Annotated in this window: 17 protein-coding genes; 10 read left to right on the top strand and 7 right to left on the bottom strand. The window is 73.4% G+C overall.

Going from position 1 to position 19,114, the window contains the following annotated elements; all coding sequences use genetic code 11:
• Window positions 1–6 precede the first annotated feature (6 nt).
• Together rplI and dnaB are read left to right on the top strand one after the other, a co-directional pair.
• Window positions 7–453, top strand: a complete 447-nt coding sequence (gene rplI, locus BLASA_RS22895; protein ID WP_041776902.1) for a 50S ribosomal protein L9 — start codon at window positions 7–9, stop codon at window positions 451–453.
• Window positions 454–1,095: 642 nt separating this feature from the next.
• Window positions 1,096–3,747 (top strand): replicative DNA helicase, encoded by a 2,652-nt coding sequence (dnaB, locus tag BLASA_RS22890; RefSeq protein WP_331371109.1) that lies wholly within the window; start codon window positions 1,096–1,098, stop codon window positions 3,745–3,747.
• Between the two features lie 97 nt (window positions 3,748–3,844).
• Here the strand turns inward: dnaB and BLASA_RS22885 are convergent, their stop codons facing one another.
• On the bottom strand, window positions 3,845–4,465 hold the full coding sequence (locus BLASA_RS22885) for a hypothetical protein (RefSeq protein ID WP_014378668.1): 621 nt from the start codon (window positions 4,463–4,465) through the stop codon (window positions 3,845–3,847).
• A gap of 92 nt (window positions 4,466–4,557) precedes the next feature.
• Between BLASA_RS22885 and BLASA_RS22880 the strand changes: the two genes are divergently transcribed.
• Complete coding sequence (locus BLASA_RS22880; protein ID WP_419761013.1) at window positions 4,558–4,878, top strand: DUF7715 family protein; 321 nt, start codon at window positions 4,558–4,560, stop codon at window positions 4,876–4,878.
• A 59-nt stretch (window positions 4,879–4,937) separates the two neighbouring features.
• Here BLASA_RS22880 and BLASA_RS22875 read toward each other — a convergent pair whose 3' ends face one another.
• Both BLASA_RS22875 and BLASA_RS22870 read right to left on the bottom strand, forming a co-directional pair.
• On the bottom strand, window positions 4,938–6,131 hold the full coding sequence (locus BLASA_RS22875) for a fatty acid desaturase family protein (RefSeq protein WP_014378666.1): 1,194 nt from the start codon (window positions 6,129–6,131) through the stop codon (window positions 4,938–4,940).
• Between the two features lie 53 nt (window positions 6,132–6,184).
• Window positions 6,185–7,291 (bottom strand): ferredoxin reductase, encoded by a 1,107-nt coding sequence (locus tag BLASA_RS22870; protein ID WP_014378665.1) that lies wholly within the window; start codon window positions 7,289–7,291, stop codon window positions 6,185–6,187.
• Window positions 7,292–7,383: 92 nt separating this feature from the next.
• On the opposite strand from BLASA_RS22870, the gene BLASA_RS22865 reads away from it, so the two are divergent.
• The 3 genes from BLASA_RS22865 to BLASA_RS22855 are packed head-to-tail and all read left to right on the top strand — an operon-like array spanning window position 7,384 to window position 10,835.
• Complete coding sequence (locus tag BLASA_RS22865; protein WP_014378664.1) at window positions 7,384–8,598, top strand: PucR family transcriptional regulator; 1,215 nt, start codon at window positions 7,384–7,386, stop codon at window positions 8,596–8,598.
• A complete protein-coding gene (locus tag BLASA_RS22860; RefSeq protein ID WP_014378663.1) occupies window positions 8,595–9,920 on the top strand; it encodes a CoA transferase in 1,326 nt (441 codons plus the stop codon). The genes BLASA_RS22865 and BLASA_RS22860 overlap by 4 nt, the downstream gene beginning before the upstream one ends.
• A 27-nt stretch (window positions 9,921–9,947) precedes the next feature.
• Complete coding sequence (locus BLASA_RS22855) at window positions 9,948–10,835, top strand: hypothetical protein (RefSeq protein WP_014378662.1); 888 nt, start codon at window positions 9,948–9,950, stop codon at window positions 10,833–10,835.
• A 42-nt stretch (window positions 10,836–10,877) separates the two neighbouring features.
• On the opposite strand, the gene BLASA_RS22850 is transcribed toward BLASA_RS22855, so the two are convergent.
• The 3 genes from BLASA_RS22850 to BLASA_RS22840 are packed head-to-tail and all read right to left on the bottom strand — an operon-like array spanning window position 10,878 to window position 14,500.
• Window positions 10,878–11,483 (bottom strand): class I SAM-dependent methyltransferase, encoded by a 606-nt coding sequence (locus tag BLASA_RS22850; RefSeq protein WP_014378661.1) that lies wholly within the window; start codon window positions 11,481–11,483, stop codon window positions 10,878–10,880.
• Between the two features lie 9 nt (window positions 11,484–11,492).
• On the bottom strand, window positions 11,493–13,073 hold the full coding sequence (locus BLASA_RS22845; RefSeq protein WP_014378660.1) for an FAD-binding oxidoreductase: 1,581 nt from the start codon (window positions 13,071–13,073) through the stop codon (window positions 11,493–11,495).
• Window positions 13,070–14,500 (bottom strand): DNA polymerase IV, encoded by a 1,431-nt coding sequence (locus tag BLASA_RS22840; RefSeq protein ID WP_014378659.1) that lies wholly within the window; start codon window positions 14,498–14,500, stop codon window positions 13,070–13,072. Before BLASA_RS22840 ends, BLASA_RS22845 begins: the two co-directional genes overlap by 4 nt.
• A 126-nt stretch (window positions 14,501–14,626) precedes the next feature.
• Between BLASA_RS22840 and BLASA_RS22835 the strand changes: the two genes are divergently transcribed.
• Window positions 14,627–14,881: a hypothetical protein gene (locus tag BLASA_RS22835; RefSeq protein WP_014378658.1), complete on the top strand. Its 255-nt coding sequence runs from the start codon at window positions 14,627–14,629 to the stop codon at window positions 14,879–14,881.
• 24 nt (window positions 14,882–14,905) lie between these two features.
• On the opposite strand, the gene BLASA_RS22830 is transcribed toward BLASA_RS22835, so the two are convergent.
• A complete protein-coding gene (locus BLASA_RS22830; protein ID WP_014378657.1) occupies window positions 14,906–16,630 on the bottom strand; it encodes a helicase in 1,725 nt (574 codons plus the stop codon).
• Between the two features lie 191 nt (window positions 16,631–16,821).
• On the opposite strand from BLASA_RS22830, the gene BLASA_RS23795 reads away from it, so the two are divergent.
• The 3 genes from BLASA_RS23795 to BLASA_RS22815 are packed head-to-tail and all read left to right on the top strand — an operon-like array spanning window position 16,822 to window position 19,113.
• On the top strand, window positions 16,822–17,910 hold the full coding sequence (locus BLASA_RS23795; RefSeq protein WP_014378656.1) for a DUF3152 domain-containing protein: 1,089 nt from the start codon (window positions 16,822–16,824) through the stop codon (window positions 17,908–17,910).
• Window positions 17,911–17,935: 25 nt separating this feature from the next.
• Complete coding sequence (locus BLASA_RS22820; RefSeq protein WP_014378655.1) at window positions 17,936–18,781, top strand: alpha/beta fold hydrolase; 846 nt, start codon at window positions 17,936–17,938, stop codon at window positions 18,779–18,781.
• Entirely contained in the window at window positions 18,778–19,113 is a 336-nt protein-coding gene (locus BLASA_RS22815; protein WP_014378654.1) for a YnfA family protein, read from the top strand. Before BLASA_RS22820 ends, BLASA_RS22815 begins: the two co-directional genes overlap by 4 nt.
• Window position 19,114: the final 1 nt, after the last annotated feature.

Here is a 19,114-nt window from a genome sequence, read left to right as displayed (position 1 = left end):
AGCACCATGAAGCTGATCCTCACGCAGGAGGTCACCGGTCTCGGGTCCTCCGGCGACACCGTCGAGGTCAAGGGCGGCTACGGCCGCAACTACCTCCTGCCCCGCGGGCTGGCCATCCAGGCCACCCGGGGTGCCGAGAAGCAGGTCGAGTCCCTGCGCCGGGCGCGTGCCGCCCGCGAGGTGGCCTCCCACGAGGAGGCGCAGGCCCTGGCCGGCCGCCTCACCGGCCTGACCGTCCAGGTGCCGGCGCGCGCCGGTGACGGTGGTCGCCTGTTCGGCCGCGTCACCACCGCCGACGTCGCTGCTGCGGTCACCGCGGCCGGTGGCCCGGAGCTCGACCGTCGCCGGATCGAGCTGCCCAGCAGCATCAAGACCACCGGCCAGCACACGGTCACCGTGCGCGTGCACCCGGAGGTCACCTCTCAGCTGACGATCGACGTCGTCGCCGGCTGAGTCGAGGACCCTCCTGCCCCCACCGCTCGCACGCTCGCGGCGGGACCCTGCAGGAGGGCCTGACGCGCCCTGGTGGCGCATCGTCCCCGAGGGGCGTCGGACTGCGGTCCGGCGCCCCTCGCGGCGTTCTGAGCCGTGCAGACGCGTCGCGGGTCAGGGCGGGGTCCGGGCGGCGCGTCGAGGGCCGAGCGGTGGAGCTGGGGGCGTTCGTGGGACGTGGAGGTCCTGCCCGCACACCCACCTGGGCGAGCGACGCCCACAGAGCGGGCCCGGACCGCGCCGGTCGCCCTCTGCGCACCGCTGTGACTCGTGGTGCGATGCGGCCGGAATTTTTTCGGGAAATTGTGCGTCCACACCCCGCGGGCGGCGTCCGTGCAGGTCAGCCGGGTCACCGGTGCACCGGCCTGCTCCGCGTCCCCCGACCTGTCCACATGTCGACACGCCTCCGTCCACCGACTTGTCCACAAGTTGTGCAGATCGGGGTGCACAGCGGTGGTGGACTCCCCCGCCGCAGCTTCCTAACGTCCTCCCTGGCCGCCGGCGGGACGGAACTGTCAGTCCCCTCCGGTAGGCACTGATCGAACGAACGTTCGGTCCGGCGTCGCCCGCCGAGCTCGCGTACTTCCCCTGCGCGCAGTGGTGATGCGAGCGCGCCCGCAAGGAGATGGAGGTACCCCCGTGGCGGTGGCCGACGAGTTCAGCCGACCGTCCCCGACGGCGCCGGAGTACGACCGGCAGCCGCCGCAGGACGTCGCGGCGGAGCAGTCGGTGCTCGGCGGCATGCTGCTGAGCAAGGACGCGATCGCCGACGTCGTGGAGGTCTTGCACGGCAACGACTTCTACCGGCCCGCGCACCAGGTGATCTTCGACTGCATCCTCGACCTCTACGGGCGGGGTGAGCCGGCGGACGCGATCACCGTGGCCGCGGATCTCAACCGCACCGACCAGCTGTCGAAGATGGGCGGCGCGGTCTACCTGCACACGCTGATCGCCTCGACGCCGACGGCGGCCAACGCCGGCTACTACGCGGCGATCGTCGCCGAGCAGGCGGTGCTGCGCCGCCTGGTCGAGGCCGGCACCCGCGTGGTGCAGCTCGGGTACGGCGCCGCCGGCGGCAAGGGCGACGTCGACGACATCGTCGACCGCGCCCAGCAGGAGATCTACGACGTCACCGAGAAGCGAATGAGCGAGGACTACTCGCGCCTCGAGGACGTCCTGCAGCCCACGATGGACGAGCTGGACGCCATCGCGTCCCGCGGCGGCACCGCCCGCGGTGTGCCCACCGGCATCCGCGACCTGGACGAGCTGACCAACGGCCTGCAGGCCGGCCAGATGGTCGTCATCGCGGCCCGGCCCGGTGTCGGGAAGGCCCTCGCGCTCGACACTCCGGTCGCCACGCCGTCCGGCTGGACGACGATGGGCGAGATCCGAGTCGGTGACCAGGTCATGGGGTCCGACGGCCGCCCGACCACGGTCGTCGCTGCCACGGACGTCATGACCGACCGGCCCTGTTACGAGGTGCACTTCTCCGACGGTTCGGTGATCGTCGCCGACGCCCAGCACCAGTGGCTGACCGAGACCCGGGCCAGCCGGAAGTCCGCCCAGGCGGCGGCTACCGGCTACAACGGCTACCGGAACCAGCGGACGTTCGCGGAGGTGCGGACCACCGAGGAGATCGCGCGCACGGTTCGCTGCGCCACCAAGGACGCCCGGCTCAACCACTCGGTGACGAATGCCGAGCCGCTCGATCTGTCGCCCGCCGATCTGCCGTTGCCTCCCTACGCGCTCGGTGTGTGGCTCGGCGACGGCACGTCCGTATCGGCGCACTTCACCAGTGCGGACCCCGAGATCGCCGTCTACATCGAGAGTGATGGCCTGGTCGCGCAGGCGACGGGGACGTATCGCCGGTACGCGTTGCGGCTGCCTGCCCGGATCACGGCCGACTCGCGAACCTGTCCCTTGTGCGGCGAGCACTTCCTGCCGCGGACGTCGCAGGTGCAGACCTGCGGCGACAGGTGCGGGGCCGGTCTGCGCGCCAGCGGCGGTTGGGGGCGCCAGGCGACCTGCGCCGACTGCGGCGGGCCGTCCTCGGGGCTCGTGCAGTGCAGGACGTGCCGGGCCTTCCACGGCACCGTCACGGCCCTACTGCGTGGTCTGGGAGTGCTGGGCGACAAGCACATCCCCGTCCGATACCTGCGGGCGTCGATCGCGCAGCGGAGGGCGCTGCTCGCCGGGCTGCTGGACACCGACGGCACGGTCGCTCCCAACGGCGTCGTGCAGTTCGCGGTCACCAGCCGGCGACTGGCCGAGGACACGCGGGAACTCATCGCGAGTCTCGGCCACCGGGTGCGCATGACTACCCAGCGTGTCCGTGGCCGCAGCGAGGAATCGTCGACCTGCTACACGCTGAGCTTCAGCACGGACGACGAGGTGTTCCGGCTGGAGCGCAAGAAGCTGCTCCACAAGGAGCGAGGTGCGCGCACCTTCACGGCGCGCGGGGTCAGGTTCATCACCGACGTCCGGCCGATCGACAGCGTGCCGGTGCGGTGCATCCAGGTCGATGCCCCGGATTCGCTGTTCCTGGCGGGGCGGAGCTTCATCCCCACCCACAACTCCACGCTGGGACTGGACATCGCGCGGTCGGCCACGGTGAAGCACCAGATGCCGGCCGTCATCTTCTCGCTAGAAATGAGCAAGCACGAGATCACCATGCGTCTGCTCTCGGCCGAGGCGAAGGTGCCGCTGCACCACATGCGCGCCGGTACCTTGTCCGACGAGGACTGGGCGAAGTTGGCCCGCCGGATGGGCGAGGTGGCCGACGCGCCGCTCTACATCGACGACTCGCCGAACATGACCATGATGGAGATCCGGGCCAAGGCTCGGCGGCTCAAGCAACGCAACGACCTCAAGCTCGTGGTCATCGACTACCTCCAGCTGATGACGTCGGGGAAGCGCGTCGAGAGCCGCCAGCAGGAGGTCTCGGAATTCTCCCGTGCATTGAAGCTTCTCGCCAAGGAATTGGAAGTTCCGGTCATTGCGATGAGTCAGCTTAATCGTGGCTCAGAACAGCGACAGGACAAAAAGCCAATGCTTTCCGACCTTCGCGAATCGGGTTCGATCGAACAAGATGCCGATATGGTCATGATGATTCATAGAGAAGACATGTACGAGAAGGAATCCCCGCGGGCGGGCGAGGCCGACATCATGCTGGTCAAGCACCGTAACGGTCCCACGGCCAACGTCACGGTCGCCTTCCAGGGCCACTACAGCCGCTTCGTGGACATGGCCAACTAGCGCCGCAACTCCGAATCCCAGAGGCCCAGAACCGGAATCGGTTCTGGGCCTCTGCGGTTCATCCACCGCTCGGAGCGGCGTCCGTGGCGGTCGGGGGTCAGCCCATGGCGACGTCCCCGGCGGGGACCTCCAGGTGGTAGCCGAGCTCGGTCAGCGCGGTGGCCTGCTCCTCGGGCAGGCCGAGCTGCTCGACGAAGCCGTCGGCGTTCGGGACCAGCTCGGCGGTGAACGACACCAGGTCGTCCGGATTGATGTTGATGGGCGACTCTCCGGCCTCGGTGAGCTGGACCCAGATGCGCTCGGTCTCCGTGCCGATCCAGAAGCCCTCGTCAGCGGGGACCGCGAGCACCGGAACGAGGGTTGCCGTCACCGGCTCGCTGGCCAGCGGCTCGAGCTCGGCCGCGGGATCGGCCGCCCCGAGGGCGTCGAAGACGGAGGCATCCCCGGCGAGCAGGGTGCCCGGCTCACCGGCGGCCGGATCGGCCGCGGCCGCGTCCTCGTCGGCCATGGCGTCGGTCTCCTCCGCCGCGGTGTCATCCTCCAGGACGTCCGTCTCCTCCTCGACGACGGCGGCTCCGTCGTCGACGGCCGCCTCCTCGTCGCCGCAACCGGTGAGCACGAGGGCCAGCGCGGCGGCGCCGGTGACCGGCACGGACACCAGGCGGCTGCGGCGGCTGGTCGGGGTGGAACGGCGGAACAGTCGGGTGGAACTCGACAAGACGATCTCCTCACTACGGCCCGCGGAGCAGGCCGGACGTACGTCGATGCGGTGCTGGAGCGGCCGTCCGGTCATCGGCCGCCGCTACCGGAGTGCCCACTGCCCACCGTCGTCGCCCCGAGGACAGCCCGACGTCATCGGATCGACATCCGTCGACACGGGCCTCCACCACGGCCCTCGTGCGGGACCTCAGCGTCTCGTTCGACGACGTCCGCCTGGCCGTCGAGGGCTACTACGTCTCGGCCGGCATGGGCCCCGACGTGATCAGCGCACGTGAGTTCACCGAGATGGTGGCCGAGACAACGGGCGACATGGAACGGATCGCCCGTGCGGTGCCCGTCGGCGCTGTCGTGAGGCGCCGGCTGAACCACCTGGTCTGGCGGTCGGAGCCCGGCGAGGTCGGGAGGCAGTGACGGCAGAGGCCCAGAACCATGGCGGTTCCGGGCCTCTGCCGTTCAGCGGTGCTGCTGGGTCAGGCGGCGCGCATCAGCTGGCGGCGGACCTTCTTGCCGCCGGTCGTCATGCGGACCAGCTTCACGACCTGCGCCGGGGCGTTCTTCGGCGTGGTCTCGGCCAGCCAGCCGTTGGGCAGCGACAGCCGGATGACCTTGTGCCAGGCGCTCGCGACCTGCTTGTAGAGCGGGGCGGAGTGGTAGGTCAGGCCGTAGCGGTCGAAGATCTCCTGCGCCCGCGGGGCGATCTCGGCGTACCGGTTGCTCGGGATGTCGGGGAACAGGTGGTGCTCCACCTGATGCGACAGGTTCCCGGTCATGATGTGCATGGCCTTGCTGCCGGAGATGTTGGCGGAGCCGAGCATCTGCCGGACGTACCACTCGCCGCGGGTCTCGCCGTCGATCGAGGTCTTCTCGAAGGTCTCGACGCCCTCGGGGAAGTGGCCGCACATGATCACCGAGTGCGACCAGAGGTTGCGCACCACGTTGGCGGTGAAGTTCGCGGCCAGGGTCGGCAGGAACGACGGGCCGGACAGCAGCGGGTGGACGACGTAGTCCTTGGCCGCCTGGTTGCGGATCTTCTTCAGCACCTGCTTGGTGGCGGCCTTGAACTTCGGGTCGTTGCGGCGCTTCTTGGTGGCCAGGTTCTTGCCGAGCTCGAGGTCGTAGGCGGCGATGCCGTACTCGAAGAAGCAGGCGTTGATGAAGTTCCACAGCGGCTGCGCCAGGTACATCGGGTGCCACTTCTGGTCCTCGTCGACGCGCATGATGCCGTAGCCGAGGTCGTTGTCCTTGCCGATCACGTTCGTGTAGGTGTGGTGCAGCTCGTTGTGCGAGTGCTTCCACTGCTCGGCCGGGCTGGCCATGTCCCACTCCCACGTCGTGGAGTGGATCTTCGGGTCACGCATCCAGTCCCACTGACCGTGCAGGATGTTGTGCCCGATCTCCATGTTCTCGAGGATCTTGGCCACCGAGAGGCCGGCGGTACCGAGCACCCAGGCCGGCGGGAACTTCGAGAACAGCAGGACGGCGCGGCTGCCCAGCTCGAGCTTGCGCTGGACGTCGATGACCGTGCGGATGTACTTCGCGTCGTCCTCGCCGAGGCTGTCGCGGATCTCCTGGCGGATGGTGTCGAGCTCCTTGCCGATGAGCTCGATGTCCTCACGGGTGAGGTGCTCGATCGGGCTCTCGGGCTTCTTCTGGATGACGGTCATGTGTCTCGCTCCTCTTCTCGGGGCGGTCAGTGGTCGGGGGAGCTGGACTCGGCTCAGTGGTCCACGGTGCAGGCGCCGGCAGCGGCGCTCACACAGGTCTGGATGAGGACGCCGTCCCCGGGAGCGGCGGTGGTGATCTCGCCGTTGCGCAGGTCGCGGACGGCGCCCTCCCGCATGGGGAGCACGCAGCCGTAGCAGATCCCCATCCGGCAGCCGCTCGGCATCAGGACGCCGGCGCCCTCGGCGGCGTCGAGGATCGGCGTCGCGCCGTCGGCCTCGATCGTCGTGCCGTTCTTCGTGAACGTGACGGTGCCGCCCTCGCCGGTGACCAGGATCCGCGGGCGGAACCGCTCGGTGTAGAGCCGGTCGGAGATGCCCACCGACGCCCAGTGCTCCTCCAGCGCCTCGAGCATCCCCACCGGGCCGCAGGCCCAGGTGGCGCGCTCGTGCAGGTCGGGCACCAACTCGGCGATGGAGCGGGCGTCGAGCATCCCGGCGGTGTCGGTGTGCTGCTCGATGAGCCGGATCTTGCCCTCGGCGGCCAGGCGGCGCAGCTCCTCGCCGAAGACGACGTCGTCGGCGGTGGGGGACGAGTGGACCAGCACCGTGTCGGTCAGCTGCTCGGCGTGGTTGCGCAGGATGCCCATGACGGGCGTGATCCCCGATCCGGCGGTGACGAACAGCGCCTTGGCCGGCGCCTGCTCCGGCAGGCAGAACTCCCCGGTGGCCTGGTCGAGCTGGATGATCGTGCCCGGGCGCGCCCGGCGCACCAGGAAGTTGCTCACCAAGCCGCTCGGGATGGCCTTCACGGTGACCGTGAAGCAGCCGTCGGCCCGGTCGAGGATCGAGGTGATCGAGTAGGCGCGCCACTGGCGCACGCCGTCCACGTCGATGCCGATGCGGACGTACTGGCCCGGCACGTGGGGGAGCCAGTCGCGGCCGGGGCGGATGACGATCGTCGCCGCGTCCCGGGTCTCCGGCTGGATGGCCTCGATCCGGCCGCGCAGGGCGGCTCCGGAACGGAGCGGGTCGAACAGGTCGAGGTAGTCGACGGGCAGCAGCGGGGTGGTCACCAGCTCGGCGAACTTGAGCACCCGGTCGCGCAGCGCGCTCCGCGCCGGCGGACGCGGGGCAGCGGGACGGGGGGCGGTGGCTGTCATACACATAGCTTTCCCAGGGCGGCAGCCAAATACCTGTGCCCCCGACGTGAATCGGCGGGTAGGTTCTGTTCGCCGAGGACAAAGGAGCCCCGATGACGCCGGACCTCGCTCCGTTCCCCGAGGCGGTGGCGGAGGCGATGCGTGCCGAGCTGCCGAAGGTGGCCGAGCGCGCGGTCGAGGAGATCATCGTCGCGGTGCCGAGCTACGCCGACGCGTTCCTCGGCCCCATGGGCCGGAAGATCTCCTCCGCCGTCGAGCTGACCCTGCGCGGCTTCCTCCAGCTGGCGGCCGCCGGTGGCAACGCGGACGCGGCCACCCCGGGCGGGTCGGTGGTCGAGGCCGCGTACGCGCTGGGGCGGGGCGAGGCGCGCAGCGGCCGGTCGATGGACGCCCTGCTGGCCGCCTACCGCGTCGGGGCGCGGGTCTCGTGGCGCGACATGAGCGCCGCCGCGGTCGCCGCCGGCCTTGGGCCGGAGCCGGTGGCCCGGTTCGCCGAGCTGGTGTTCGCCTACATCGACCGGCTGTCGGCGGCGAGCGTCGCCGGGCACGCCGACGAGCTCGCGTCCAGCGGCCGGGCCCGCCAGCGGTTGCTGGAGCGCCTGGCGCACGGCCTGCTCACCGGCAGCCCGCACACCGAGCTGGCCGCGATGGCCGAGCGCGCCGAATGGGTCCCGCCCCGCACCCTGACCGTCGTGCTGCTCCCGGAGGGCAGGGCACGCGGCGCGCTGGTGTCCCTCGACCCGCGCACCCTCGTCGCTGCCGAGGACGTCCCGGACCTCGACCGCACCGGCGATCTCGCGGTGCTGCTGGTGCCCGACGCGGAAGGCGCCGCGAGAGGCGCCCTGCTGCGGGGTCTCGGGGGCCGCGAGGCGGTGGTCGGGCCGGCCCGGCCCTGGCGGAACGCGCAGGCGTCCTACGGCCGGGCGCTGCGCGCGCTGCGCCTCGGGATGATCTCCGTCGACGCGGGGCCGCTGGACACCGACGCCCACCTCGCCGAGCTGGTCCTCCGTGCGGACGAGGAGGCGCTGGCCGACCTGCGGGCGCGGGTGCTCGCCCCCTTGGAGTCGGTCGGGCCCACCGCGCGGGAGAAGCTCACCGAGACGCTGCGCAGCTGGCTGATGCACCAGGGCCGGCGGGACCAGGTGGCCGCGGCCCTGTTCGTGCACCCGCAGACGGTGCGTTACCGGATGACGCAGCTGCGCGAGCTGTACGGGTCCAGGCTGGAGGAGCCGCGCACGGTCCTGGATCTCACCGTCGCCCTGGGAGTCGCGCTGCCCACTGCGGCGCCGCCGGACGACGTCCGATGACGCGGCCCCTCCCGCCGGCCGCCGCCCGCCTGGTCGACGAGGTGGCTCGGGCGGTCGGCGGCGGAGCGTGGGAGGACCGTCCGGTCACCGTGGACGGCGGTACGGGTCTGGCCGGGCCGCTCGCCGTCCCCGAGCTGGCACTGGGTGCGGTGGCCGCCCAGCTCATCGCCGCCCGCAGCTCGGCCGAGACGCCGCGCGGCGCGCTGCGGCTCGACGCCGGGCACGTGGGCGCGGCCTTCGCCAGCGAGCGGCACGTGCGGTTCCACGGGAAACATGTGGGTCCCGGCTTCGCCCCGCTGTCGCGGTTCTGGCCGACCGCCGACGGCTGGCTGCGGCTGCACGGCAACTATCCGTGGCACCGGGCCGCCGCTCAGGCAGTCCTCGGCGACGACGTCCCTGCGGCCGCCCGGGAATGGCCGGCCGAGGAGCTGGAGACGGCGGTGGTCGCCGCCGGTGGCGCGGCCGCGGCGGTGCGGAGCGCGGCCGGGTGGGCAGCGCACCCCCAGGCTGTGGCGGTCGCCGGGCTGCCCCTCCTGGGCGTGGACCGGCCGGTGGCCGGCCCCGCGCGCCCCGTGACGCCCGCCGGACTGCGGGTGCTGGACCTGACCCGGGTGATCGCCGGGCCGGTCGCCACCCGGGCACTCGCCGCGCAGGGCGCCGACGTGCTGCGCGTCGACGGGCCCCGGCGGCCCGATCACCCGGGCGGGCTGCTGGACACCGGGGCGGGCAAGCGGCACGTCGTGCTGGACCTCGCGCGTCGGCACGACCGGCGGCTGGTCGAGGAGCTGTTACCGCAGGCGGACGTCGTGGTGCAGAGCTACCGGCAGGGAGCGCTCGACGCCTTCGGGCTCGACCCCGCGGCCCTGATCGAGCGGCATCGCCACCTGGTGGTCGTCCGGCTGTCCGCCTGGGGGCTGGTGGGCCCGTGGCGGCAGCGCCGGGGGTTCGATTCGCTGGTGCAGGCGGCCACGGGCATCGCCGACCGGTACGGCGACTTCCGGGCCCCCGGCGCGCTGCCCGTGCAGGCGCTCGACCACGCCACCGGATACCTCGCGGCGGCCGTGGCGCTGGGTCTGCTCGGGCGGGTGCGCGACGAGGGGGGTGGCTGGACCGGGGAGCTGTCTCTCGCCCAGACGGCGCACTGGCTGCTCGGCTCCGGCGACGCCGGTGGCGAGCCCGACGCGGCCGCTGTCGACCCGGCGCCGTACCTGGTGGACCTGCCGGCCGCTGGCGGGCCGGTCACGGTGGTCGGGCCACCGGGCGCGCCGCCGTGGCCGACGGCGGCGCGACTACCGCCGGACACCCGCCCGGTCTGGTGCTGAGCGGGCACCGGGCGGCAGGGTGACGTGGTGACCGTCGACCTGGCCGCCGCCACCGAGTTCCTCGCCACCTCCGCCCGGGTGCTGGACCGCCGCCGGTTCGACCTGCTGACCGGTGCGGGCGGGCCCGAGCCGGTCCTGGCCGCCCTCGACGGCTACCGGAACCCCGACGGTGGGTACGGCTGGGGCCTCGAGCCGGATCTGCGCTCGGCCACCAGCCAGCCCGGCGGGGCGCTGCACGCGCTCGAGGCGTTCGCGGACGTCGTCCCGGCCACGACGCCGCGGGCGGTCGCGCTGTGCGACTGGCTGTCCGCGGTGAGCCTGCCCGATGGCGGACTGCCCTTCGCTCTCCCGGTGCCCGATCCGGTGGCGTGCGCCCCGTTCTGGGCCGGAGCGGACGCCGGCGCCTCCTCGCTGCAGATCACCGCCGTCGTGGCCGCGGCCGCGCACCGGGTCGCGGCGGTCGATCCCGCGGTGGCCGGGCACCCGTGGCTGGCCCGGGCGACGGAGTACTGCCTGACCGCCATCGGCGGGCTCGGGGACGATCCGCACGCGATGGTGCTGGCCTTCAGCGCCCAGTTCCTGGACGCCGCGGCGGCGAGCGAGCCGCGTGCGGCCGACGCCGTCGACCGGCTGCGGAGCCACCTTCCAGCCGACGGCGTCCTGCGCGTGCCCGGTGGAGCCGAGGACGAGTGCATGCGGCCGCTGGACTTCACGCCTCTCCCGGGCGGGCCGGCCCGCGGCCTGTTCGCTGCCGACGTGGTCGAGGCCGAGCTGGACCGGCTGGCAGCGGCTCAGCAGCCGGACGGCGGGTGGTCGGTCGACTTCGTCAGCTACTCGCCGGCGGCGACGCTGGAGTGGCGTGGGCACCGCACCGTGCAGGCGCTGGTCCTGCTGCGGGCCAACGGCCGCCTCTGAGGTCCGCGGCCCGGCGCTGGTGAGGGGAGAGCCGTGCCGGGCTCAGGCGGGTCGGAGAACGGCGACCAGGAAGTCGGAGGCATCGGTGAACGGCCGCAGGTCCCAGCTGGCCAGCAGCAGGTCCGCCTCCCAGCCGGACGCGCGCGCGTCGGCCAGGAACTCGTCGAACTCGTAGCCCCGGCCGGCCCCGAATCCGATGGCCGCCCGCCCCTCGGGCAGCAGGTGGGCCCGCATGCGGCGGAGCACCTCTCGCCGCGTGGAAGGCGCGAGGAAGGTCATGACGTTGCCGGCGCAGATGATCGCGTCGAACGGCTCTGCGATGCCGCGCCCCGGCAGGTCGAGTTCGGCCAGGTCGCCGACCAGCCAGCGACCCCCGGGGTGCACCGTCTCCGCCTCGGCGATCAGGGCCGGGTCGCCGTCGACCCCGACGACCTCGTGACCCGCGTCGACCAGGAACCCCGAGACCCGGCCCGTCCCGCATCCCGCGTCGAGCACCCGGGCGCCGCGCGACAGCATCGCGTCGACCAGCCGGGCCTCACCGGCCAGATCCATCCCCTGGGCGGCGAGGTCCTTGAATCGCTGGATGTAGGCGGCCGAGTGCTCCGGGTTCTCCTCGGTCAGCCGCGTCCACATGCTCGGTTCGGTCATGACGCCGTTCTACACGGCGTCGATCAGCACGCCCGGGTTGAGCAGCCCGGCGGGGTCGAGAGCGGCCTTGGCGGCCCGCAGCGCCACGGCGAACGGCTCCGGCCGCTGCCGGTCGTAGCCGGGCCGGTGGTTGCGGCCGACGGCGTGGTGGTGGGTGATCGTCGCGCCGAGGCGGCCCAGGGTCTCCATCGTCGCCGTCTTCACCTCGTCCCACATCGCCACCTCCGAACCGGGCCGGCCGGTGGCGACGACGGTGAAGTACGGCGCCGCCCCGTCCGGATAGACGTGGGTGAACCGGCAGGTGATCCGCCCCGGGCCGCCGGTCACCTCGCGCACCGCGGCTCCGACCTCGGCGCCGACCGTCGCGTAGAGCTCGGCCACCCGGTCCCAGGTGCAGGCCGTCTCGAACGTCTCCACGATCGCGCTCATCCGGGCCAGCCCGTCGCGCACGTAGGGCATCCGCAGGAAGGCCGTCCGCCAGGTGTCGGCGGCGGTGTCGCCCCCACCCACCCCGCCGGCGTCCCGGCCGCCATCGGCCACCGCTCCCCCGCAGCCTCGGGCCAGGTCGGTCAGCTGGTCGAGCCGGTTCGCCACCGGGTGCGCCGCCGACTCGACCCCGAGCACCAGCACCCACTCCCCGGTCGACGTCCCCGCCAGCTCCGCCTCGCCCGGGTCGAGCAGCCGGCAGTTCGCCGGGTGCAGCCCGGACTGCGCGATGGTCCGGACGGCGTCCAACGCGGCGCCGGCCTCGCGGAACGTCACGGACGCCGATGCCTTGAACCGGGGCCGGCCCTGCAGCCGCATCCAGGCCTCGGTGATCACGCCCAGGGTGCCCTCCGAGCCCAGGAACAGCCGGTCCGGCGACGGGCCGGCCCCCGAGCCCGGCAGCCGCCAGGACTGGCTCACGCCGGCCGGGGTGACGACGCGCATGGACTCGACCAGGTCGTCGATGTGGGTGTGCAGCGTGGCGTAGTGCCCACCCGCCCGCGTGGCCAGCCAGCCGCCGAGCGTGGAGAACTGGAAGCTCTGCGGGAAGTGCCGCAGCGTGAGGTCGTGCGGCCGCAGCTGGTCCTCCAGCACCGGGCCCAGCGCGCCGGCCTGGATGCGGGCCGCCCGGCTCACCGGGTCCACCTCGAGCACCCGGTCCAGGCCGGTGAGATCGAGCGACACCCACGGCCGCTCCCCGCGGTACTCCACGCCCCCGACCACCGAGCTGCCGCCACCGAAGGGCACGACGACGACGCCCGCCGACCCGGCCCAGTCGAGGACGTCGACCACGTCGCGCTCGTCCCGCGGGAAGGCGACGGCGTCCGGGGCGCCTGCCAGCTCGCCCGAGAGCGCGCGGACGACGTCGCGATAGGCCTTGCCGTAGGTGTGCCGGGCCCGGTCCGGCACCGAGCCGGACAGCGGCAGGGACGACGGCGGGGACAGCCGCGACGCCGGCAGGGCGAGGTCGCTCAGGGTCGGCACCGGTCGCGGCCGGTCGGGGAGGCCGGGCAGGAGCGCCGCCGTCGCGGCGCACTCGTCATCGCCCAGCGCCCGGTCGGTGGTGCCCCAGCCCCACCAGGAGCGTTCCGCGGTTCCGGTCACTCGGTCGTCCTCCAGTCGGGTGGCTCGGCGGGTTGCAGCAACGCGTCGTCGGCGGCCAGCGTGCGCACGGGCCCGGGCGCCGTCAACGGCCCCTCGAAGCGGACCGTCACCCGCCCGAGCCCCCGGCCCCACACCCAGCCGGCCCCGAGCTCCTCGTGGCGCACGTCCTGTCCCGGCCACCAGCGCTTCTCCGTGGGCAGCTCGGCCGCCTCCGGCGCATCCTCCGGCTCCGCAGTGGCAACGGCCTCCGGCTCCGGCCCGTCGTCGGCCGCGAACAGGTCACCCTGCGCGTAGAGCGACAACCCCGAGACACCGACGCCGAGCAGCCGCAGCCCGCCCGCGGCGCCGGCCTCGGCGAGCAGCCGGCGGGCCGTGGTGGCGATCAACCGGGCGTCGTCGGTGGGCTGGGGGAGCGTCTGCGAGCGGGTGAGCGTCGTGAAGTCGTAGCGGCGCAGCTTGACGGTGACGGTCCGCCCGGAGTACGCGGACTTCCGCAGCCGGGCCCCCACCCGCGCGGCCATCGAGTCGATCTCCCGGCCCAGGACGTCGAGGTCGGTGAGGTCGCGCTCGAACGTCTCCTCGTGCGAGACCGACTTCACCTCCCGGTCGGGGACGACGGCGCGGTCGTCCTCGGCACGGGCCAGCGCGTACAGCCCGGCGCCGTGGGCCCGGCCGGCCAGCGCCACCAGATCGGGCAGCGACTTCGCCGCCAGGTCGGCGACCGTCGTCACCCCGACCTGGTGCAGCCGCTCCGCCGTCGCGGGTCCGACGCCGCCGAGGCGGGTCACCGGGAGCGGGTGGAGCACGACGAGTTCCTGGCCCGGCGGGACGGCGACCAGCCCGTCGGGCTTCTGCAGGTCGGAGGCGATCTTGGCCATGAGCTTCGAGCTGCCGATGCCCACCGACCCGGTGACCCCACCGGTGGCCGCGGCGATGCGCTCCTTGAGCCCGCGGGCCAGTTCCGTCACACCGGAAACCGACAGGTCGTGCCGGGAGCCGGCGGCGAGGTCGACGTAGGCCTCGTCGATGGAGACCGGCTCCACCAGGGGCGAGAGCTCCCGCAGCAGTTCCATGACCACGTCGGAGGTGCGCCGGTAGGCGGTGAACCGCCCGCCGAGGAACGCCGTCCCGGGTGGGCAGCGGCGGCGGGCCTCCGCCGTCGACATCGCCGAGCGCGCCCCGTACGCCCGCGCCTCGTAGGAGGCCGTGGCGACCACGCCGCGCCCGCCCACGCCGCCGACGACGACCGGCCGGCCGCGCAGCGACGGTTTGTCGCGCTGCTCGACCGCGGCGAAGAAGGCGTCGAGGTCCAGGTGCAGGATGCTCGCCTCCCGCCGCATGCCTCCGATGATCGCCCAGCGGCCCGTCGGCTGGGCGTAAGCCCCGCCGTTCGCCCCGGCGAGCGACGTCCGCGCCCGGACGGTCACTGACCTGCCAGGCTGCCGTGGACGACGACGAGGCTCCGGGGTGGACGGGCAGGGACGAGGTGATGCGGCGGTCCGGGCGGGCCGGCATCGCTTGCCACCGCCGGGGACCCCGCGCACCCTGGGCCGATGACGCACAGCGGCACGAGCGTGGGCACGGTCATCCGGTGGGACGACGACGAGTGCGCCGGCCTGATCGAGGCGCCAGATCTCCCGGGCGGCTGCTGGGTGGAGGCGACAGCGCTGGATCCCAGCGCCAACGGCGGCCTGCGCTCGGGACAGGTCGTGGAGGTGGACTGGACCGAGACCGGGGCCGGCAGCCATCCCGTGCGTGCCGACCGCGTGACGCCACGGGACGATCTGCAGGCCACCCCCGGCGCCTGACCCCCGGTGGCCCACCCTGGGCGGTCAGGCGTCGGTGAGCGCGGCGGCGGGCAACCAGTCGGCCTCGAGCAGCTCGGCGATCTCCCGGAGCGAGGCGGTGGAGCCGCTGACCGCCAGCCGCTCCACCATCACCCGGGCCACCTGCTCCTCCACGGTGTCCGCCGCGAACGCCACGCGCCACGGCGAGGTCTTCCCGTCCCGGTGAGTGCGGCCGGTGACCTGCCGGGCCTGGATCCCGGAGAACCGCGGCTGGTGGAACAGCCCCACCCGCGGCGCCTCCGACGCCGTCGCCCCGTCCGGCAGCAGCTCACCGGCGTGCAGGCTGATCGACGCGGTCACGGTGAACACGCAGACCGCCGCCTCCCCCCGCTGGAACCGCAGCCGCTCGGCCTCGACGTCGAACCGATCGCGGCCGTAGATCCCGGCGACCGGGATCCCCGCATCCAGCAGCGCCGCCCGGATGGGGTCGGCCGCCGTCTCCACGAACTCCACCGACACCGCCACCTGCCGCTCGGCCTCCACCTGCGCCTTGATCCAGTCGACCGTGGCCTGCACCCGGATCAGCCCGGCCTTCTGCCGGAACCGCAGCAGCGCCGCCCGGCCACGGGCGGTCTGCCGGCCGCGCCGGGCCAGCTGCATCTCGGCCCGGAACTCCGACCACTCGGCCTCGTACTGCGCCCGCTCGGCGGGGGTGAGCAGCACCGGGGTACCGGTGACCGAGACCGGGCCCCACGGCGCGGGCCGGTGCAGGGTGGCCGGCGGGTCCGCCCGGGCCAGCCACTCCTGCAGCCGGGCGAGGTCGGCCCGGCGCTCGTCGGCGTCCTCGGTCCACTGCCAGCCGTAGCGGCCACGTTCCACGTGGAACCTGTGCCGGTCGAGGGCCGTGGGCAGGTCGGCCCACTCCTTGATCGACTCGCCGTGGCGGGCGGCGAACTCCGGCGCCAGGTAGGGCAGCTCGAGCGGGGTGTGCGCCGGGGTCGCCGTGGCGGCGAGGACGTACGGCGTCCCCTTCACGCGGGCGGCGCCCGAGACGGCCTTCCAGTGCTTCCAGCGCCGGGTCGTCGTGTGCCGGACCATGTGCGCCTCGTCGGCGACGACGACGTCGAACCGCAGCTTGGCCACCTTGCCCAGCCGGTCCCACGTGGTCACGCACCAGCGCAGCCCGCCGTCGCCGAACCCGGCGATCGACCGGGCCCAGTGCGGGATGGTGATCGCGGCCGGCCGGTCGGCGATGACCAGGACGGTGCGGACGTCGCGCTGCTCCGCGACCGCCTTCACCGCGAGGATCGCGGTGCCCGTCTTGCCGACCCCGGGGTCGTCACCGAGCAGGAACACCCGGCCACCGGCCGCGGCGTGCGCGGCGATCACGTCGGCGCCGTCGCACTGCTGCTCCCGCGGGGTCAGCGGACGCGCCGGCGGGATCGGGCGGGGCTCGACGTTCAGCTCGTCCTCGAGGAACCGCTCCAGGCTGTACGGCGGCGGGTCGTAGGGCACCAGCTCCGGGGGCAGCTCCCGGCCCACCCACACGTGGGCCTGCAGCCCTGCGTGCCAGACGGCGCCGGGCGCCGGCGCGCGGAACGGCACGGCCAGCACCCACACCCGCTCCCCCGGCCCCGCGGTGGGCAGCTCGGGCGCGGCCTTCGTGGGTGCGGCCTTCCGCGGGGACGCCTTCCGCGGCGCGGCCCTCGTCGTCGTCCCTCGGGTGTGCGCGGTGCGGCCGCTGCCGGCCTTGCGGCGTCGTCCTGGCATCTGCGCCCCCTTCGTCGGTCCTCCGGCACGGTAGAGGTGGGGAGTGACGCCGCGGCGGAGGCACCGAGCGCGCCGCCGGTCCATCGTCGCCGGACCCCTTCCGGCGTGGGGTCCGGATGCGGTAGACCAGTCCGTGTCAGAAGCTGGTGCCGACCGATCGGTGGGTGATCCGCCCCACGCCGGAGGGCCTCGTGACCCGAGCCGCTCGTCTCTTCCTCGCCGTCCTCGTCGCGCTGGCGGCGGTAGTGCTTGTCCCGTCCGGCGCCTCGGCGGCGGAACGGACGGTGACCTACACGGTGTCTTCGCGCGGTGGGGTGGCCGGCGACCTCGGCCACTTCGCGGCCGTCGCCCGCGAAGCGCTCACCGATCCCCGCGGGTGGAGCCTCGGGGGCTCGCTGGCGTTCCAGCAGGTGGGGTCGGGCAGCGACTTCGACCTGATCCTGGCCTCGCCCTCGGTGATCGCGGCGGCATCTCCCGGCTGCAGCGCCCAGTGGAGCTGCCGGGTGGGGCGCTCGGTGTACATCAACGACGAGCGCTGGCGGTTCGGCACGGGCGCCTGGCCGCACGGGCTGGGCCACTACCAGCGCTACGTGATCCTGCACGAGGTGGGGCACTGGCTCGGTGTCCCGCACACCGACTGCCCCACCCCCGGCCGCACCGCCTGGGTGATGCAGCAGCAGTCGATCTCCCTGCAGGGCTGCCGGGCCAACGTCTGGCCGGTGATCGCCGAACGCGAGCGGGTCGCGCGCACCCAGGGCGTCGGGGTGATCTGGACCGGTATCGAGCACCGGTACCGGCAACTGGGGCAGGAGGCCGGGCTGCTCGGGGTGCCGGTGACGTGGATCCGGCCGGTCGGCGACGGGAGTGGCTGGTTCCAGACATTCGCCGGGAGCCACGGGGCGTCGATCTTCTGGTCGCCGCGCACGGGCGCTCAGGAGACGCACGGCGCGATCCGCGCGCTCTACGGGCAGCTCGGCTGGGTGTGGGGGCCGCTCGGGTACCCGACCAGCCCCATGGTCCAGGTCGTCGACGGCGGTTGGTACCAGCACTACGCCGGCTCCGGAGGCGGCTCGATCTTCTGGACGTACGGCACCGGCGCCCATGAGGTCTACGGTCCGATCCGGGATCGCTACCGGCTGCTGGGTTGGCACCGGGGCGAGCTCGGCTACCCGGTCAGCGGCGTGTACGCCGTCGACGGTGGCAGCCGCACGGACTTCCAGCGCGGATACATCCGCCTCGACGCCTCGACAGGGCAGACGGAGGTCGTGCGCACCGGCTGACCACCGGGTCTGGTGGAATCGTCGGGTGACCGAGCAGCGCGAGAACGACGAACGCCTGGCCGCACGCACCCTGGGCGAGGCCGGTCCGCGCGTCGTCTTCGTGCACGGGCTCTTCGGCCAGGGCAAGAACTGGACGACGATCGCCAAGGGCCTGGCCGACGACCACCGGGTGACGCTCCTGGACCTGCCCAACCACGGCCACTCCCCCTGGACCGAGCGGGTCGACTACGTGGACATGGCCCAGCTGCTCGCCGCGGAGCTGGCGTCCTACGGTGAGCCGGTCACCCTCGTCGGGCACTCGATGGGCGGCAAGGTCGCGATGCAGCTGGCGCTGCGCCGGCCCGAACTGCTGCGGGCGCTCGTCGTCGTGGACATCGCGCCCGTCGAGTACCCGCTGCAGGGCGGGCGGACCGAGGACCCGGACGAGGAGGCCTCGCCGTTCGCCGCCTTCATCGCCGCCATGCGGGAGGTCGACCTCGCCGCGCTGGAGTCCCGTGCCGACGCCGACGCCGCGCTGCGCGCCGCCGTCCCCAGCCGCATGGTGCGCAGCTTCCTGCTGCAGAGCCTGAGCCGGGAGGATTCGGGGGAGGGCTGGCGGTGGCGGCTGAACCTCGAGCTGCTCGAGCGCGATCTCGGCGAGCTGCGCGGCTTCCCCGAACCCCCGCCGGGCGCCACCTTCGACGGCCTGGTGCTCTGGGTGGGCGGGGCGAACTCGCACTACGTGCTGCCCGAGGACCGGCCGGTCATGGACGCGCTGTTCCCCAGCACCCGGCTGGTGAAGATCAAGAACGCCGGGCACTGGGTGCATTCGGAGCAGCCGGAGGTCTTCCTGGAGACGCTGCGTCGGTTCCTGGACCAGGTCGAGGAGTGACGGTCGCCCGGTCACTGGCCCTGTTCGCGCTCGCCGCACTCGCCGAGATCGGCGGTGCCTGGCTGGTGTGGCAGGGCGTCCGTGAGCACCGGGGGTGGGCCTGGATCGGCGCCGGGGTGATCGCGCTGGGGCTGTACGGCTTCGTCGCGACCCTGCAGCCCGACGCCAACTTCGGCCGGATCCTGGCCGCCTACGGCGGGGTCTTCGTCGCCGGCTCGCTCGCCTGGGGCATGGTCGTCGACGGCTTCCGGCCCGACCGGTACGACGTCGGCGGCGCGCTGATCTGCCTCGTCGGCGTCGCGGTCATCATGTACGCCCCCAGAGGCGCGTGAC

The organism is Blastococcus saxobsidens DD2 (assembly GCF_000284015.1).
GTDB lineage: Bacteria > Actinomycetota > Actinomycetes > Mycobacteriales > Geodermatophilaceae > Blastococcus > Blastococcus saxobsidens_A.
This window is presented reverse-complemented; position numbering and strand designations above follow the sequence as displayed.